The sequence below is a fragment of the Amycolatopsis sp. NPDC000009 genome (assembly GCF_055563465.1).
Window position 1 is genome coordinate 983,184 of the sequence record NZ_JBVHDI010000001.1, and the last position, 15,589, is coordinate 998,772.

Consider the following 15,589-nt stretch of genomic DNA (forward strand, 5'->3'; position numbering starts at 1 on the left):
GCAGCCAGCCGGGTGTGCCGGGCGCGCCTCGCCAGGAGGTTCCGGAAGGCAGCACCAGGCTGCCGGACAAGCAGCTCGACGCTTCGGCGCTGCCCGCGGACTACCCGCGTGAGGTGTATACCAGCAACGGCGGGACGATCCTGAACATCCGCGGCCAGGAAGGCGGCTGCGGGCACGCGACGGCGGAGGCCGCGCAGCAGGACGGGACCAGGGTCACCGTCAACCTGACCGAACTGAAGGGCCAGACCGGCCAGATGTGCACGATGGACATCCGGCATCCGGTGCTCTCGGTGACGCTGTCGGCGCCACTGGGGGAGCGGACCGTGGTCCTGAAGCAAATGCGCTGACGGACCCGGAACGCCGTGAAGGCCTCCTTCCCTACCCTGAAGGTAGTGAAGGAGGCCTTCACGGATCTCAGCGGAAGCTGATCTGCAGCACCGGTTCCGAGGTGGCCTCGAAGAAGTCGTTGCCCTTGTCGTCGATGACGATGAACGCGGGGAAGTCCTCGACCTCGATCTTCCAGACCGCTTCCATCCCCAGTTCGGCGTACTCGAGGACGTCGACCTTCTTGATGCAGTCCTGCGCGAGCCGCGCGGCCGGGCCGCCGATCGAGCCGAGGTAGAACCCGCCGTGCTCGTTGCACGCGGCGGTCACCTTCTTGGACCGGTTGCCCTTCGCCAGCATCACCAGCGAACCGCCCGCGGCCTGGAACTGCTCGACGTAGGAGTCCATGCGGCCCGCGGTGGTCGGCCCGAAGGAGCCCGACGCGTAACCCTCGGGCGTCTTCGCCGGGCCCGCGTAGTACACGGGGTGGTCGCGAAGGTACTGAGGCATCTCTTCACCCGCGTCGAGCCGCTCGGCGATCTTCGCGTGCGCGATGTCGCGGGCGACGACGAGCGGACCGGTCAGCGAGAGGCGGGTCTTCACCGGCAGTTGCGAGAGCTGCGCGCGGATCTCGGCCATCGGCCGGTTGAGGTCGACGGTCACCACCTCGTCGGACAGGTCGTCCTCGGTGACGTCCGGCAGGAACCGCGCCGGGTCGCGTTCGAGCTGCTCGAGAAACACGCCGTCGGCGGTGATCTTCGCCTTCGCCTGGCGGTCGGCCGAGCACGAGACGGCGACACCGACCGGGCAGGACGCGCCGTGGCGCGGCAGGCGGATCACCCGGACGTCGTGGCAGAAGTACTTGCCGCCGAACTGCGCGCCGATGCCGAACTGGCGCGTCATCTCCAGCACCTGCTGTTCGAGGTCGACGTCACGGAACCCGTGGCCCAGCTCGGAACCCTCGGTGGGCAGGTCGTCGAGGTAACGCGCGGAAGCGAGCTTCGCGACCTTCAGGTTGAACTCCGCCGAGGTGCCGCCGACGACGATCGCGAGGTGGTACGGCGGGCAGGCCGCGGTGCCGAGGCTGCGCAGCTTCTCGTCGAGGAACTTCGCGAGCCGCTTCGGGTTCAGGACGGCTTTCGTTTCCTGATAGAGGAACGTCTTGTTCGCGCTGCCGCCGCCCTTGGCCATGAACAGGAATTCATAGCTCGGGTCGCCCTCGCCATCTTTGTGATAGAGCTCGATCTGCGCGGGCAAGTTGGTGCCCGTATTGCGCTCATCCCAGAAATTCACCGGCGCCATCTGCGAATAGCGCAGATTCAACTCCTGATAGGCGTCGAAAATACCGCGGGACAGCGCACGCTCGTCGTCGGCGCCGGTGAGCACGCCCTCGCCGCGTTTGCCGATCACGATCGCGGTGCCGGTGTCCTGGCACATCGGGAGGACGCCGCCGGCGGAGATCGCCGCGTTGCGCAGCAGGTCCATCGCGACGAACCGGTCGTTGCCGCTGGCCTCGGGGTCGTCGACGATCGCCCGCAGCTGCGCCAGGTGTGACGAGCGCAACAGGTGCTGGATGTCGGTGATCGCGGTCTTGGCGAGCCTGGTCAGCGCCTCGGGCTCGACCTTGAGGAACTTCCGGCCCGCGGCTTCGACGACCTCGACGCCTTCGGTGCCGATCAGCCGGTACTCGGTGCGGGTGTCCTTCGCGAGGGGGAGGACTTCGGTGTGCTGGAACGTGGTGGGCGCCACTGCGCGGGCTCCTTTGCCGGCATCGGGAACCCGCCCACGGTACTAGGCGGGCCCCGAGTGACCGGCGGCACGTCCGGCGCGAAGGCAAGCGGAATGCAATTCCCGCCTTGCACTCTGCATTTGCCGCCGCACCGGACAAAGAGTTCGGGAGGCCGGGCCCACCCCGACGGACCCGACCTCCCAGGGAAAGCGATCCGGGCGCGAACACCCGACCGCGAAGACTTATTACCTGCTCGACGGTCTCGTGACGCAGGTCATAAGTCAACGCTGCCGAACGGGTGTTGCTTTTCCGAGCCGAAACGGCTCAACGACCATTACGAAGCGTAGGCGCGCAGGCGGTCCGCCCGCTCACCCTGACGCAGCTTCGACATGACCTCTCGCTCGATCTGCCGAACGCGCTCACGGGAAAGCCCGAAGTGCTTGCCGATCTGGTCGAGCGTGCGCGGCTGGCCGTCGTCGAGGCCGTAGCGCAGGCGGATCACCTGGGACTCGCGGTCGTCCAGCGTCGCGAGCACGCGGCGCAGGTCGTCCTGGAGCAGACCGGAGATCACGGCGCTCTCGGCGTCGGTCGCCTCGGAGTCCTCGATGAAGTCACCGAGCGGGGCGTCCTCCTCGGTGCCGACCGGCATGTCGAGGCTCACCGGGTCACGCGAGTGGTCGAGCAGGTCGGAGATCTTGTGCGCCGGGATACCCGATTCGGCGGCCAGCTCCTCGTGGGTGGCGTCCCGGCCGAGCTGCTGGTGCAGGTCGCGTTTGATGCGGGCCAGCTTGTTCACCTGTTCCACCAGGTGGACCGGCAGCCGGATGGTGCGCCCCTGGTCGGCCATCCCCCTGGTGATGGCCTGGCGGATCCACCAGGTGGCGTAGGTCGAGAACTTGAACCCCTTGGAGTAGTCGAACTTCTCCACCGCGCGGATGAGACCCAGGTTCCCCTCCTGGATCAGGTCGAGCAGCGGCATCCCCCGGCCGGTGTACCGCTTCGCGAGCGAGACCACGAGACGGAGGTTGGCCTCCAGCAGGTGGTTCTTCGCGACGTGGCCGTCACGCACGAGGGCGGACATCTCCGAACGCCGCTTCGGCGTGAGGCCCTCGGCCGTGTCGAGCATGTGCTGGGCGAACACGCCCGCTTCGATGCGCTTGGCCAGCTCGACCTCGTCGGCGGCGGACAGCAGCGCCGTCTTGCCGATTCCGTTGAGGTACACGCGAACGAGGTCCGCGGCCGGGCTCTGGGCGTCGAGGTCGGCGTCGGTGAGCGCCCCCGTGCTCACCGGCTCCTGGGTGGATTGCGCCGGGATACGGCGCTCGCGAATCCCGCGCGCTTCGCGTTCGAGAGTCTGGACTGACATTCTGCCTCCCCGGTCACGGGCTGAACGTGCTGCGGTCGTCCGCCGGGTCCGTCTCGGCGTAGCAGGCCCTGTGGAAAACCCGCTACTCCTCCTCGGCCCAGCTTGGCTGGACACTTGGCTCAACGCCGGGAGGTCCGAAAACGTTCCCGGCCGCTACAGAGGAGACGGGCGGCTGACCTGGGGCGTTGCTCCACCAACCCTGAGCTTTTCCTGAGAATGCCCGTGCCGGGGAGAAGGAAACGTGGTCTAGACCTCTATGAGGAGGGTGAACGGACCGTCGTTCACGCTCCGGACCGCCATCATGGCCCCGAAGCGGCCGGTTTCGACCCGTGCGCCGCGTTCGCGCAGCGCGTCGACGACGGCCGTCACGAGGGGTTCGGCGACCTCGGGCCGGGCGGCCGCCGTCCAGGACGGACGGCGGCCTTTGCGGGTGTCGCCATAAAGAGTGAACTGGCTTACGACGAGCAGGGGTGCGCCGGTGGTGGCGCAGGACTCCTCGTCGCGAAGTATGCGAGCTTCGTGCAGTTTGCGTGCCATCGTCGGCACTTTCGACGCGTCGTCGTCGACATGGATTCCCAGCAGCACCAGCAAACCCGGCTCGTCGAGGGCGCCGGTCACCTCGTCGCCGACGGTCACGCTCGCTTCCGTGACCCGCGCCACCACCGCCCGCATCAGACGGCCGGGAGGAGCATGCCGTGCCGGACCAGTTCCCGGACAACGGGCAGCGCGGCCTCGGCCAGTTCCTCCGGTTCGAGTCCCTGAGCGGCCGCCAGGAGCACGATCAGATCCTCCAGGGGAAGCGCGCCCTGGCAACCGGCGAGCAGCCGTGTCGCGAGCTCGTCCACTTCGTGCGACCAACCGGGACCGTCGGTGCGGTGCAGCCGCTGGACGGTCGTGGCCCAGCCCTCCTCGCCCGGCTCGGCGACGCTCTCCAGAAGCACGGTTCCGGGCACCCGGAAACGGACATCGAGGAGCGAATCACCGTTGGTGCGAAGCCATTCCACCCGGTCCAGCCAGTTCGCGGCCTCGGCGCCCAGCGGATCGTCGTAGGCCTGGCGCAGGTCCTCGCACACGATCGCCGGGGTCGCGCCGTCCGCCCGCCGGAGGGTGACGAAGCCGAAACCGATGCCCTGGACGTCGTTTTCGGCGAACCAGTCGAGCCACGCCCCGGATTTCGCGCGGCCTTCGGGGGAACGGGGGTCGATGCCCGCGTCACGCAACCAGGTGCCGACGTAGAGCCCCGGGTCCGCGATGTCCCGCTGGACGAACCACGCGTCGGTCTCGGCGGGCAGCCAGCGGGTCACCCGATCGCCCCAGTCCTCGCCCTTCACGTGCAACCAGGACGCCAGCAGCTGACCGGTGCCGCCGTCGTTGAGGAACCCGGGCAGCTGCCGCACCACGAGCGCGCTGGCGTCGTCGCCCGCGAGACCGGAGTCACGGTAGGTGTAGTCGACGCGCGGCGGGCCGACCACGAACGGCGGATTGCACACGATCTGGTCGAACCGGCGCCGCGCGACCGGCGCGAACCATTCACCCCGGACGAGTTCGACGTCCAGTTCGTTGAGCCGGAACGTCGCCGCGGCCAGCGCCAGCGCGCGGGCCGAGACGTCGGTCGCGGTGACCTTCTTCGCGTGCCGGGTGGCGTGCAGCGCCTGGACGCCGTTGCCGGTGCCCACATCGAGCAGGCTGCCGACCTCGCGACGGCTGGTGGCCCGGATCAGGCTGAGCGAGGCGTGCCCGACGCCGAGCACGTGGTCTTCGGGCACGGTCTGGCCGAGGACGTCGGCGTCGAGATCCGAAACGACCCACCACGAGCCCTCGTCGTCGCCGTGCGGGCGGACGTCGAGACCGGCCCGGTAGCCGTCGGCGGCGGGCACGAGCAGCGTGGCGGCGACCGCGTCATCGAGAGACAGTGGCGCGAAAGCGGCCTCGACGTCCTTCTCCGGTTCGGTCGAGCCCAGCAGGAACAGCCGGATCAGCGTGCCGAGTTCCCCCGCGTCGCGGGTCGCGCGGTAGGCGAGCTCCGGTTCGCCGCGGCCGAGGGCGGCGTGCGCGGAGCCGAGGGCGCCGACCACGCCGTCGGTGTCGTAACCCGTCCGGCGGAAGGCGTCCCGGAGCCTCGCGCAGACGTCGTCGGACAGGTCGGGGAGGGCCGCTCGTGTGCTCACGGTGGGTAATTGCGACGGATCGGGTTCGACGGGGCATCTGCTCACGATGAGTAATACTGCCAGGATGACGTCGTGAGCCTCGAGAGTGTCCTGGCACCGCTGCAGGCGGCGCTGCCCGGATTGGAAGACCTGTACACCGACCTCCACCGGCATCCGGAGCTGTCGTTCGCCGAAACCCGCACCGCCGCCGAACTGGCCAAGCGCCTGGAGGCCGACGGCTACGAGGTGCACACCGGCATCGGGCGCACCGGCGTCCTGGGCGTGCTGCGCAACGGGCCGGGCCTGAAGGTGATGCTGCGCGCCGACATCGACGCGCTGCCGGTCGAGGAGAAGACCGGGCTGCCGTACGCGAGCACCGCGCGCGGGGTCGACGCCGAGGGCCGCGAAGTCCCGGTCATGCACGCTTGCGGCCACGACATGCACGCCACCTGGCTCTCCGGTGCCGCCTCGCTGCTCGCGTCCGGTCGCGAGCACTGGTCCGGCACGCTCATGGTCGTGTTCCAGCCGGGGGAGGAGGCGGGCGACGGCGCCATCGGCATGGTCCGCGACGGGGTCTTCGGACCCGCCGGCGAACCCGACGTCGTGCTCGGCCAGCACGTCGTGCCCGGTCCGGCGGGCTGGGTGCTGACCAGGCCGGGCGTGATCATGGCCGCCACCGACGCCCTCCGCGTCACCCTGCACGGCCGCGGCGGGCACGGCTCGCGCCCCGAGACCACGGTGGATCCCGCCGTGCTCGCCGCGTCCGTGGTGCTCAAGCTCCAGACCATCGTGTCGCGGGAGATCTCGGCGACCGAGTCGGCGGTGGTGACCGTCGGGTCGCTGCACGTCGGCACCGCGCACAACATCATCGCCGACCACGCCGTCCTCGAGGTCAACATCCGGTCGTTCGACCAGGCCGTGCGGGAGAAGGTCGTCGCGGCGGTCGAGCGGATCGTCCAGGGCGAGGCGGCCACCGCGGGCGCGCCGAAACCGCCGGAGATCGAGCGGATCGGATCGTTCCCGGTCACCGAGAACGACGACGCGGCCACCGAGGGGCTCACCGCCGCCTTCCGCGACCACTTCGGCGAGAGCCGGGTGATGCCCGCGCCGCTGGTCACCGGCAGTGAGGACTTCAGCGAGTTCGGCCGCGCGGCCGGTGTCCCCTCGGTGTTCTGGCTGGTCGGCGGGATGGACGAGGGCAAGGTGATCGCCGCGATGACCGCCGGGCGCTTCGAACAGGACATCCCGTCGAACCATTCGCCGCTCTTCGCGCCGATCCCGCATCCGACGCTTTCGGCCGGCGTCGAGACGCTCGTGGTCGCGGCTCTGCACCGGCTCACCCACCCGGGTGTCGGATGAGCCCGGCGAGTGGGAACATGGAAGCCGGAGGTGGTGCTGTGAACGCGCCCGCCCACGGTCCCGAACCGAGGGAACCCGCTCCGGTGCTGATCACCGAAGCCGCCCCGTCCTACGAAGACCAGCTGGCCAAACGGAAGCGGAAGTACATCATCATGATGTCGTTCCGCATCCCGTGTCTCATCCTCGCCGGGATCTTCTACGAGACCTGGTGGCTGGCGCTGGCACTGATCGCGATCTCGATCCCGCTGCCCTGGGTCGCCGTCCTGATCGCCAACGACCGGCCGCCGCGCAAGAGCGAGAAGGTCAACCGGTACCAGGCCGAACCGACCCGCATCGAAAGCTCCGGTCACCGCGTCATCGACGGCGGCTGACCCGTTTCGCGCCTCGTGAGTGGTGAGGACGTTAGCGCCAAGGGTGGCTTTAGGTACCTACCGCCGGTGCGCGAGCGGGGTTTCGCGTGACTGACCGGACGACACACGTGACGGGAGGGACGACACGCGTGATCAGACGGACGACACGCGTGACTGGATGGACGACACGACCGCCCGGCCGGGGTTCCGCCGCGAGTCGTCCGCCGGATCACGCGTGTCGTCCATCCAGTCACGTGACATCGCCGGTGAAGTCTCGTGAGTGGTAAGGACGGTTAGAACCGTCCTTACCACTCACGAGGCGCGTGACTACGGCTGCGGCCCGACCTTCGAAACCGCGCGGGCACCCAGCCGCGTCCCGGCCCGGAGCACCTCCACGGTGGACTCGCCGCGCAGCCAAGCCGCCAGCACACCGGCGTCGAACGCGTCACCGGCACCGGTGGAGTCGACGCACTCCGCGGGCTGCGACGGCACCGAGGTGATGGTGCCGCTCGCGTCGATCCAGCTGGCGCCGTCGAGACCGGCGGTGACCACGACCTCGCCGACGTAGTCCAGCAGTTCCTTCGCCGCCTCGGGTTCGCTCGACCCGGTCAGCGCGACCAGTTCGCTGGTGTTCGGCATCAGCAGGTCGACGCCGCGCACGTCGTCGAGGAAGGCCGCGGGATCGGTGATCAGCGTCGCCGCCTGTGGGTCGACCGACGTCGTCAGCCCGGCCTTCTTCGCCGCCGCCAGCGCCGCGAGCGCGGCCGGCCGTGACGACGGGTACAGCAGGACGTAGCCCGAGAGATGCAGATGGCTCGCCCCGCTCAGCGCCGCCTCGGTGACGTCCTCGGGACTGAACTTCGCGTTGGCTGCCCGGTCGGCGAGCATGCTTCGCTCACCGGCGCCGTCGACGAGCACCACGACACAGAACGTCGGTTCGCCAGGGTCCACCGCGAACTCGCAGCGGACGCCCGCCGCCTCCAGTTCGCTCTTCACCATGCGGCCGCCGGAGTCGTCGCCGATCCGCGCGACCAGCGTGGTCTCCGTGCCCTCGGCCCGCAGCCACAGCGCGGTGTTCGCACCCGCGCCGCCGCTGGTGAAGTGGACCTTCGCGCGGATGTCGCCACCGTGCGGGATGGGGCCTTCGTGCCGCGCGACCACGTCGAGGCCGACGTCGCCCACGACGACGATGCCGCTCACGCCGCGATCCCGGCGAGCGCGACGGCCACTTCGGCGGCCAGCTCGGCGTTGGACAGCACCAGCGCCTCGTTCGCGTCCAGGCTCACGCCTTCGCTGGCGGTGTGGAAGTACTCCAGCAGCACGGGCGTGACGTCCTTCCCGTGCACGCCACGCGACTTGAGGAGTCCCAGTCCTTCGGCAAGCAACCGGTCGTGCAGCTCTTTGTCCATTTCGGACGCTTCCGGGATCGGATTCGCCAGCAGGACACCGGAATCCGCGTGCGCCCGGTGGGCGGCGATGACCGAGGCGGCCTGCGCGGCGTCGTCGACCCGCCACGGTACCTCGAAGCCGGACGAGCGGAGGTAGAACGCGGGGAACTCACCGGTGCGGTAACCCAGCACCGGTACGGAGTTGGTCTCCAGTACTTCGAGCGTCGCGGCGATGTCGAGCACCGACTTCACGCCGGAGCAGACGACCGTGGTCGGCACCTTCGCGAGCACGCCGAGATCCGCCGAGACGTCCCAGCTCTGCGCCGCGCCCTGGTGCACGCCGCCCATCCCGCCGGTGGCGAACATGCCGATCCCGGCCGCGGCGGCCAGCGCCGCGGTGCTGGCGACCGTCGTCGCGCCGGAGCGGCCGAGGCCGACGGCCGCGCCGATGTCGCGCAGGGAGAGCTTGTCCAGATCCGCGCCGGGCGCGCAGACCCGCTCCAGCTGCTCGCCGGTGAGGCCGATCAGCGGGACGCCGTCGAGGACGGCGATGGTCGCGGGGACGGCGCCGCCGTCGCGCACGACCTTCTCCAGCCGCCGGGCGACGTCGAGGTTGCGGCCGGGCGGGAGACCGTGGGAGAGGATGGTGCTCTCCAGCGCGACGACGGGGTCACCGCCGGCGAGGGCGGAGGCGACCTCTTCGTGAAGGGACAGTTGCGGAGTCACGAACGAACATCATCGGTGATGTGGGTCCGCGTCACGCCATCGGGTCAGTTCGTTCGCGAGGTTGCCGCGTGCCTTGCTCTCCCAGCGTGCCCGCGCGATGTCACTGCGGTACAGCCGCGGCCTGGCCAGCAGGCTCTCCAGCACCGCCGCGCGGCCCGCCCGCCAGTCCTCGTCGGAGTAGATCGAGTACTCCTCTCGGACACCGTTCGCGTACTCCTCGTAGCGCGCCGGCGGGGCACCGAGGATGGCGAGGTCGGCGTCGAGCAGCGCCGTGGCGAGGAGGTCGTCGTCCGGGGCGGCGTGGTGGATCGTGCTCAGGACCAGCTGTTCGGCACGCTCGACATCCGCCTCGGGGACGCCGGCGTTGGTGAGTTCGTCGCGTGTCCAGGCGGCGCTCGCCTGTTCGTCCTCGCCGGGACGGGCGTCGTAGACGACATCGTGGGTCCACGCCGCGACGGCGACGAGGGCCCGTTCGCGGGCGCCGAGACCGAAGGCGACGGCGAGGTCGCCGCTGTCGTGGGCGACGGCCGTGACATGCCGGAGATCGTGGTAGCGCCGATGTGGTTCGGCGTAGCGGGCCTGGAGGTCGTTCCACGCGACGGCGGCGATCTGGTGGTCGCCGCCGAGCCGGGTGATCGCGGTGGGCCACTCCATCAGTCGAAGATCCCGCGCGATTTGGCCACCTCGTGCAGCCAGCCTTCGAGCTGCGGCTCCCATTTCACCCGGTCCAACGCGGCGTGGTCGACCTTGAATAGGCCGAGGAACTCCTGCCCGCGTCCGCCGAATCCGCCACTCTTGGACACCCGGACCCGTTTGGTCACCTCCAGCACGACCTGAGTTTCCGACGGCGAGGACAGGAAGGTCACCGCCACCGAGGTGAAGGCGGGCGCGAACCGCGGCGAAGGGGTGAAGCGGATCTCCTGGAAGAACGGGAGCTGCTGGTTCGCGCCGTCGATCCGGCCGCGTTCGAGCACGGCCTCGCGGAAGACGAAGCCGATCCGGCTGAAGGCGTCCAGGATCCGTTTCTGCGCGGGCAGCGGCTCGATCGCGGCGCCGTCGACGTCGGCCGGGTCGGTCACGGAGTTCGCGATGTCGAGGCAGGTCTGCAGGCCGACGGCCATCCCGTTCAGCGGTTTGCCGAAGACGCTGGAGATCGGCGTCTCCCAGGGCAGGGCCACCTCGAACGGGATGCGGACCTGCTGTCCCGGCCCGATCCGCTCGCTGCCCGCCAGCTGCTGGGTGCCGAACTCGAGGTCCTCGACGCCGGGGCGGCGTTCGCCCGGGAGGGTGACCCTGGCGAGCAGTTTCACCGAGAGGCCGTTGATCTCTTGATCGACTTCGCCGCCGAGCAGCAGGACCTCGCCGCGCAACGGGCGGCCAGGGGAGACCGTGCGGTCGAGCAGCCGGGCGTCGATCTTCGCCCCGCCCGACCCGAATGTCGCGAGCACCTTCTGGAACATGGGCGAGATCCTGCCAGGTCGTCGGTGTGCGCAGGAGGATTTGGGGCATTATGGAGGGGTGAGTACACAGACCCTTCCGAAGCCGGATACCCGTCCCGAGGGCACCGACGGCACCGACGACGATTCGCCGAAGATGTTCCACTACGTGCGCAAGAACAAGATCGCCGAAAGCGCGGTCATGGGCACGCACGTGGTGGCGCTGTGCGGTGAGGTCTTCCCGGTGACGAAGTCGGCCAAGCCCGGTTCGCCGGTCTGCCCGGACTGCAAGAAGATCTACGACGGCCTCAAGCCGGGCGACTGAGTGTCCGTCCGGTGTCCGAAACCGGACAAAATCTGAAAATCCTTCACATGGCGGCTGCCCGTCCCGGTCTTCGCTGGTAATCAGAACGCGCCAGCGAAAACCCGCCGGGACGGAGCCTTCATGCGTAGAACCGGGATCGTGCTCGCCATCGCCGCGTTGGTCGCGGTGTTCTCACCCGCCGCCGCCCAAGCCGTCACAGGCTGGACCACCCTCGGCTCGGACAACGCCCGCCCGCTCGACGAGGGCCAGGGCCTGGCCACCATCGAACGGCCGTCCGGGACGATCTACCGCTACACCGGGATCGCGACCGTTCCCGTGAGCCTGTCGACCCAGGGCTGGAACCACGTCGGCGACCCTGGCTCCGCCCAAGGCTGGTACGTCGAGCCGTACCAGCGCGACGACAGGGGAGCGAAGCTCTTCCGCGTCGAGTCGCCCAACGGCACCTGGGCGAACTACACGCACACGCTGGAGTCGTGGGAGGCGAACAACAACTCGTTCGCCGCCGTGACGCCCGACGCGCGCTGGATGGTGGCGGGTGAGTGGGGCACGATGGACCGGCTCCTCGTGCACCCGATGCCCGGCGTCGCGCACACGAACCCGTCCGCGAACCTGCCGTACGCGTCCGCGATCCGGCTCGATAAGCCGGTGCGGGACATCCAGGGCTGCGACTTCGTCACCGCGACCAGGCTGCTGTGCGCGTCCGACGACCCCGAGGGCTCCCTGTTCGGGACCACGAAGCCGCTGTTGCAGGTCGACCTCTCCGGCGCGCTGTCCGGGTCGGACGTGACCGGGCGGGTCACGTCGCTGGGGCAGCTGCCGCTGAAGAGCATCTGCGGCGGGAACTTCGAGACCGAGGGCATCGACGTCGCCGCCGACGGGACGCTGCGGGTCGTCATGCTGTCGCCGTCGTGGTGCGTGGCCTTCGACAGCAAGACTTGGCGGTTCCGGAAGGCGTGAGCGGCTCGCGAGCGCGCCACCTCTGCCTCGCCGACGTTGCGAAAGCCACTTTCGCAACCTTCAACGTTGCGAAAGTGGCTTTCGCAACAGCTACGTCTTCGGCGAGATTCCTCCACTGTGGGCAGTGACCGATGTTGCTCGAGTGACTGCTGCGACTGGAGAGGCGCCGACTTCGCGCTCACAAGTACGTGAAGGCCCCCTTCACGTACTTGGTCCCGAGTGTGTCGCAGTTAGTCGGCTAAATGCGAAGTGCTGGAAGGCACGCCGGGCGGCCCCACCCGGCCCCGGCGCGCCTTCCTCCCCCACCCCCAGGTCTACGCGGCCGGCTCCGGCGTCAGCGTCTCGGTGGCCGGGGCCGAGGACCGGCGGGCGTCCTTCTTCGCGCGGCGACGCTCTTTCCGTGTCTCGACCATCGTGTACAGCGTCGGCACCAGGATCAGCGTCAGCAGGGTCGAGCTGACCAGCCCGCCGATCACCACGATCGCCAGCGGCTGCCCGATGAACCCGCCCTGGCCGGTCAGCCCGAGCGCCATCGGGACCAGCGCGAAGATGGTCGCCGCCGCGGTCATCAGGATCGGCCGCAGCCGTCGCCTGCCGCCTTCGACGACGGCGTCGGCGACGCTCATCCCCGAAGCCCGGTACTGGTTGATCAGGTCGATCAGCACGATCGCGTTGGTCACCACGATGCCGACGAGCATCAGCATCCCGATCAGCGCGGGCAGGCCCAGCGCGGTCCCGGTGGCCAGCAGCAGCCCGATCGCGCCGGTCGCCGCGAACGGGATCGACACCAGCAGGATCAGTGGCTGGATCAGGCTGCGGAACGTCGCCACCATGATCAGGTACACGATCGCGATCGCGGCCAGGAGCGCGAGGAACAGGTTCCCGAAGGCCTCCTGCTGGTCCTCGCTGACGCCGCCGAGCTTGTACGCCGCGCCGCCGGTGAAGGTCAGGCCGTCCAACTTGGACTGAATGGCCTTCGTGGTGGCGGCCAGGTCGGCGCCGGTGTTCTTGGCGGTGACCGTGGTACTCAGCTCGCCCGAGGTGCGGTGCACCGCGGCCGGTCCATCCACTGTGGACACGGTGGCGACGGAGTCCAGCCGCACCACGCCGGTCGCGCTCGGGATGGGCAGCGCCTTGACCGCGTCGACCGACACCGGGGCCGTGCCCGCGCGCAGCACGATGTCCGTGCGCCTGCCGTCGACCGGCAGCTGGGTCACCGTGCGGCCGGCGATGGCCTGGTTCGCGATCTGGCCGATCGTGGTCGCCGAAAGCCCGCTCGCGGCGGCCTTCGCGGCGTCGACCTCGACCTGCACGCGCGGCGAACCCTGCGCGAGGTCACTGGTCACCTCGGTGAGATCCGGAACGCCGGAGAGCGCCTGGCGGACCTGCTCGGCGGCGGGCTTCAGGGCCCCCTCGTCCGGTGCGGTGACGGTGACCGAGATCTGGTCCGAGTTGAACCCGCTCGCCTCCGCGCCGATCTTGACCTCGCCGAGTTCCGGCTTGTCGAGCTTGCCCCGCAACCGCTCCGACAGCGCGTCGAGGTCGGTGTCCTTGGCGACGGTGACCTGGATGCTGGTGGCCGTCCCGCCGCCGCCGAAGAAGTTGCCCCCGCCGATGCTCACCTGGTAGGTCTCGACGGCGGGTTCGGCGGCGAGCGCCTGCTCGACCGCGCCGGCGGCCTTCTCCTTGGCCTCGGAACTGGTGCCGGGCGGCAGCTTCTGCGAAAGGCTCAGCGTCGTCGAGCCGGACTGGTCGAGGAAGTTCGTGTTCAGCTGCGAGGCCAGCCCGACCGTGCCGCCGAAGATGATCAGCGCCAGCAGCACGACGGTGACGCGGCGCCGGGTGGCGAACCGGATCACCGGGACGTACCCGCGCTGCAGCAGCCCGCGGCGTTCCTTGTCCTCGGCGGCCTGGCGCGTGAGCTCGGCCTCGCGTTCGTCCGCCGGTGCCTTGGGCGGCTTGAGGAACCAGTACGCCAGCACCGGCACGATCGTCAGCGACACCAGGAGCGACGCCAGCAGCGCCACGGTGACCGTGATCGCGAACGGCGAGAACAGCTCGCCGACGAATCCGCCCACGAAGGCGATCGGCAGGAACACCGCGACCGTGGTGAGGGTGGACGACGTCACGGCGCCCGCGACCTCGCGCACGCCGTCGAGGACCGCGCGCTGCTTCTCCTCGCCGTACGCCAGATGTCGTTTGATGTTCTCCAGCACCACGATCGAGTCGTCGACCACCCGCCCGATGGCGATGGTGAGCGCGCCGAGGGTGAGCAGGTTCAGCGAGAGATCGCCGGTCCACAACGCCAGCAGCGCCACGACCACCGAAAGCGGGATCGACACCGCCGTCACCAGCGTCGAGCGCACCGACATCAGGAACAGCAGGATCACCAGGACCGCGAACGCCAGCCCCAGCAGGCCTTCGGTGGTCAGGCCGCTGATCGCGTCCTTGACCGGGGTGCCCTGGTCGAACACGACGCTCATCTCGGCGCCGATCTTCTTCGACAGCTCGGGCAGCCTGTCCCGCACCGATTCCGAGATCGCGACCGCGTTCCCGTTCTCCACCATGGTGATCGACAGGCCGAGGCTCGGCTTGCCGTTGGTGCGCGTGATCGACGTCGGCGGCGCGAAGCCGGCCTGGACGTCCGCGACATCACCGAGCTTCACCGGCTTGGCCGCCTGCGCGCCCGGCCGGGAAGCGGGTGTCAGGTAAAGGTTCTCGATCGTGTCCACTGTGGTCGGTCCGCCGCCGACCTGGACGGTGAGCGTCTTGCCGCCTTCGGTCAGCGTCCCGGCCGGGACGGCGGCACCGGCGGTCTGCAGCGTGGTGGCGATCGACGACGGGTCGACCCCCGCGGCCGCCAGCTTCGCGTAGTCCAGCGCGATGGTCACCCGCGGCTGCCGCGCACCGGTCACCTCGACCTCACGGACACCGTCGATCTTCCGCAGTTCCGGCGCGACCTCCCCGGTCAGCGCGGGCGCCAGCGCCTGCGGGTCACCGGTGGTCCCGGCGGCGAGCAGCACGACCGGGAGATCGTCGGTGGAGCCCGCCGAAACCGTCGGCTCGCTGTTCTGCGGCAGCCGCGTCTTCAGCCCGTCGACGACGCGCTGGATCTGCCCGACCGCCGCGTCGATGTCCGTGCCGAACTCGAACTGCGCGGTGACCCGCGACAGTCCTTCCGACGACGTCGAGCTCAGCTCTTCGAGCCCCTTCAGACCCTGCAGCCCGCCTTCGAGCGGCTCGGTGACCTGCCGGTCGACCGCGTCCGGCGACGCGCCCGCGTACGGCGTGATGATCTGCGCCTGCGGGAACTGCAGTGACGGGAACAGCTGCTGCTTCAGCTGCGGCAGGGCGAAGGCGCCGAAGCCGATCACCACCAGGGCGAGCAGCCCGATGAGACTTCGGTTGCGCAGGCTCAGTCTGGCCAGCGTGGACATGGCGGTATCCCCCAGGAAACGGCTCGGGACGGGCGGGTCACCGCG

At 69.7% G+C, this 15,589-nt stretch carries 14 protein-coding genes; 5 read left to right on the top strand and 9 right to left on the bottom strand.

The annotated features are described in order from the left end of the window. The first annotated feature begins 14 nt into the window (after positions 1 to 14). Entirely contained in the window at positions 15 to 347 is a 333-nt protein-coding gene (locus ACZ3HL_RS04940) for a hypothetical protein (RefSeq protein ID WP_465412159.1), read from the top strand. A 67-nt stretch (positions 348 to 414) separates the two neighbouring features. On the opposite strand, the gene ACZ3HL_RS04945 is transcribed toward ACZ3HL_RS04940, so the two are convergent. The 4 genes from ACZ3HL_RS04945 to ACZ3HL_RS04960 all read right to left on the bottom strand — a co-directional run bounded on the left by ACZ3HL_RS04945 (position 415) and on the right by ACZ3HL_RS04960 (position 5,587). Then, positions 415 to 2,073, bottom strand: coding sequence for a fumarate hydratase (locus tag ACZ3HL_RS04945; protein ID WP_465412160.1), 1,659 nt, complete (start codon positions 2,071 to 2,073; stop codon positions 415 to 417). 314 nt (positions 2,074 to 2,387) lie between these two features. After that, complete coding sequence (locus tag ACZ3HL_RS04950; protein ID WP_255632714.1) at positions 2,388 to 3,419, bottom strand: sigma-70 family RNA polymerase sigma factor; 1,032 nt, start codon at positions 3,417 to 3,419, stop codon at positions 2,388 to 2,390. Positions 3,420 to 3,665: 246 nt separating this feature from the next. After that, positions 3,666 to 4,091, bottom strand: a complete 426-nt coding sequence (gene dtd, locus ACZ3HL_RS04955; protein ID WP_465412161.1) for a D-aminoacyl-tRNA deacylase — start codon at positions 4,089 to 4,091, stop codon at positions 3,666 to 3,668. Continuing rightward, complete coding sequence (locus tag ACZ3HL_RS04960; protein WP_465528853.1) at positions 4,091 to 5,587, bottom strand: DUF7782 domain-containing protein; 1,497 nt, start codon at positions 5,585 to 5,587, stop codon at positions 4,091 to 4,093. Before ACZ3HL_RS04960 ends, dtd begins: the two co-directional genes overlap by 1 nt. A 72-nt stretch (positions 5,588 to 5,659) precedes the next feature. Between ACZ3HL_RS04960 and ACZ3HL_RS04965 the strand changes: the two genes are divergently transcribed. Then, positions 5,660 to 6,925: an amidohydrolase gene (locus tag ACZ3HL_RS04965; RefSeq protein WP_465528855.1), complete on the top strand. Its 1,266-nt coding sequence runs from the start codon at positions 5,660 to 5,662 to the stop codon at positions 6,923 to 6,925. Between the two features lie 17 nt (positions 6,926 to 6,942). Next, complete coding sequence (locus ACZ3HL_RS04970; RefSeq protein ID WP_126731478.1) at positions 6,943 to 7,296, top strand: DUF3099 domain-containing protein; 354 nt, start codon at positions 6,943 to 6,945, stop codon at positions 7,294 to 7,296. 306 nt (positions 7,297 to 7,602) lie between these two features. Here the strand turns inward: ACZ3HL_RS04970 and ACZ3HL_RS04975 are convergent, their stop codons facing one another. From ACZ3HL_RS04975 to ACZ3HL_RS04990, 4 genes are read right to left on the bottom strand one after another with little or no spacing between them, the layout of a single operon-like run. Continuing rightward, complete coding sequence (locus ACZ3HL_RS04975) at positions 7,603 to 8,475, bottom strand: carbohydrate kinase family protein (RefSeq protein ID WP_465412164.1); 873 nt, start codon at positions 8,473 to 8,475, stop codon at positions 7,603 to 7,605. Beyond that, a complete protein-coding gene (locus ACZ3HL_RS04980) occupies positions 8,472 to 9,389 on the bottom strand; it encodes a pseudouridine-5'-phosphate glycosidase (protein ID WP_465528857.1) in 918 nt (305 codons plus the stop codon). Before ACZ3HL_RS04980 ends, ACZ3HL_RS04975 begins: the two co-directional genes overlap by 4 nt. Before the next feature lie 9 nt (positions 9,390 to 9,398). Beyond that, the gene (locus tag ACZ3HL_RS04985; protein WP_465528859.1) at positions 9,399 to 10,043 is read right to left on the bottom strand and encodes an HD domain-containing protein; all 645 of its coding nucleotides are present in this window, start codon (positions 10,041 to 10,043) and stop codon (positions 9,399 to 9,401) included. Then, positions 10,043 to 10,849 (bottom strand): sporulation protein, encoded by an 807-nt coding sequence (locus ACZ3HL_RS04990; RefSeq protein WP_465528861.1) that lies wholly within the window; start codon positions 10,847 to 10,849, stop codon positions 10,043 to 10,045. The genes ACZ3HL_RS04985 and ACZ3HL_RS04990 overlap by 1 nt, the downstream gene beginning before the upstream one ends. A 58-nt stretch (positions 10,850 to 10,907) precedes the next feature. Here ACZ3HL_RS04990 and ACZ3HL_RS04995 point away from each other — a divergent pair, with 58 nt between their 5' ends. Together ACZ3HL_RS04995 and ACZ3HL_RS05000 are read left to right on the top strand one after the other, a co-directional pair. Further along, complete coding sequence (locus ACZ3HL_RS04995) at positions 10,908 to 11,150, top strand: DUF3039 domain-containing protein (RefSeq protein ID WP_007033595.1); 243 nt, start codon at positions 10,908 to 10,910, stop codon at positions 11,148 to 11,150. 120 nt (positions 11,151 to 11,270) lie between these two features. Beyond that, the gene (locus ACZ3HL_RS05000) at positions 11,271 to 12,107 is read left to right on the top strand and encodes a hypothetical protein (protein ID WP_465528863.1); all 837 of its coding nucleotides are present in this window, start codon (positions 11,271 to 11,273) and stop codon (positions 12,105 to 12,107) included. A 314-nt stretch (positions 12,108 to 12,421) separates the two neighbouring features. Here the strand turns inward: ACZ3HL_RS05000 and ACZ3HL_RS05005 are convergent, their stop codons facing one another. Beyond that, positions 12,422 to 15,544, bottom strand: coding sequence for an efflux RND transporter permease subunit (locus ACZ3HL_RS05005; protein ID WP_465528865.1), 3,123 nt, complete (start codon positions 15,542 to 15,544; stop codon positions 12,422 to 12,424). Positions 15,545 to 15,589: the final 45 nt, after the last annotated feature.

Bases quoted from the DNA above. Each gene is read 5' to 3' on its own strand.
- ACZ3HL_RS05005 (WP_465528865.1), bottom strand. From the start codon at position 15,544: ATGTCCACGCTGGCCAGACTGAGCCTGCGCAACCGAAGTCTCATCGGG.
- ACZ3HL_RS04970 (WP_126731478.1), top strand. From the start codon at position 6,943: ATGGAAGCCGGAGGTGGTGCTGTGAACGCGCCCGCCCACGGTCCCGAA.
- ACZ3HL_RS05000 (WP_465528863.1), top strand. From the start codon at position 11,271: ATGCGTAGAACCGGGATCGTGCTCGCCATCGCCGCGTTGGTCGCGGTG.
- dtd (WP_465412161.1), bottom strand. From the start codon at position 4,091: ATGCGGGCGGTGGTGGCGCGGGTCACGGAAGCGAGCGTGACCGTCGGC.
- ACZ3HL_RS04950 (WP_255632714.1), bottom strand. From the start codon at position 3,419: ATGTCAGTCCAGACTCTCGAACGCGAAGCGCGCGGGATTCGCGAGCGC.
- ACZ3HL_RS04990 (WP_465528861.1), bottom strand. From the start codon at position 10,849: ATGTTCCAGAAGGTGCTCGCGACATTCGGGTCGGGCGGGGCGAAGATC.
- ACZ3HL_RS04985 (WP_465528859.1), bottom strand. From the start codon at position 10,043: ATGGAGTGGCCCACCGCGATCACCCGGCTCGGCGGCGACCACCAGATC.